Origin of the sequence: Streptomyces sp. NPDC101110 (assembly GCF_044759525.1) — a bacterium.
In the GTDB taxonomy this organism is placed as follows: domain Bacteria; phylum Actinomycetota; class Actinomycetes; order Streptomycetales; family Streptomycetaceae; genus Streptomyces.
This window is the reverse complement of the sequence record NZ_JBIVZM010000038.1, coordinates 1-1101: the sequence shown is the minus strand read 5'-3', so window position 1 is coordinate 1101 and position 1101 is coordinate 1. Positions and strand designations below refer to the sequence as shown.

Here is a 1101-nt window from a genome sequence, read left to right as displayed (position 1 = left end):
TAGGCCCTGTTTCTCGGATCATGTTCGAAGCCAGATCATGAGGGCTGCGAGGGTGACGGTGCCGCGGTAGACGTAGGCCCGTTTCTCGTAGCGTGTGGCGACGGCGCGGAAGCCTTTCAGGCGGTTGATGGTCCGTTCGACGGTGTTGCGTTTCTTGTAGCGCTCGCTGTCGAAGCCGGTGGGACGGCCGCCGCGGGAGCCTTGGTTCAGCCGGTGTCTGCGCTGGAACCGTTCCGGAATGGTGTGTGGAATGCCAAGTCGTCGCAGGTAACGGCGGTTGTCCCTGGATGTGTAGGCCTTGTCGGCCAGGACGCGGTCAGGCCGGCGTCGTGGCCGCCCGACTCCGATGCGAGGCACGGAAACCTGCTCCAGGACGCGCTTGAGTTGAGGGCCGTCGCCGTAATGTCCTGGTGTCAGGAGGAAGGCAAGGGGCCGACATCGTCCATCGGCGGCGAGATGGATTTTGGTGGTGAGTCCTCCGCGGGAGCGTCCCAGGCACTCGCCGATCTGACCACCTCCTCCAGCCTGACGGCGAGTTTCCGCAGCACCGGATCGACCAGGTTCGTCCCGCGACGTGGCCCCCTTTGAGGGATCGCGGCGGGCGGTGCAGTCCTCGCGCCGGCGGCATGCTGGTGGGCCCGCACCGCGGTTGAGTCGACCGACACGTCCCAGTCGATCCGGCCCGCGGCGTCTTCGGCGGCCTGGACCTTCGACAGCAGCATCGCCCACGTTCCATCCGCTGACCAGCGGCGATGACGTTTGTAGACCGTCTCCCACGGCCCGAACCGCTCCGGCAGATCCCGCCACTGCACACCCGTCCGCACCCGGTACAGCACCCCGTTGATCACGCGCCGATGATCACTCCACCGACCCCCACGCACACCACCACGAGGTAAGAACGACTCCAGCCGATCCCACTCCGCATTCGCCAGATCCCCACGACCCATACAGCCAGCCTGGCCCCAACACCCGGGCACTGTCAGGAGGCTGAGAAACAGCGCCTAGATGTGCTGTCCCGGGACGTTGGTGACACGCGTGCTGGGTGCTTGAACAGGTGAGGGCCTTCTGGGTTCGGTGTGGATTGCGACATCTACACCCGAC

The 1101-nt window shown here is 65.8% G+C and carries 1 protein-coding gene; it reads right to left on the bottom strand.

Annotation, left to right across the window (positions count from 1 at the left end; all coding sequences use genetic code 11):
* Window positions 1-18: 18 nt before the first annotated feature.
* Window positions 19-947, bottom strand: a protein-coding gene (locus ACIQU3_RS36860; protein WP_403930172.1) for an IS5 family transposase whose coding sequence is annotated in 2 segments (ribosomal slippage) — window positions 19-600 and window positions 603-947 — 927 coding nt in all. Because the reading frame shifts where the segments join, the coding sequence is not laid out codon by codon here.
* Window positions 948-1101: the final 154 nt, after the last annotated feature.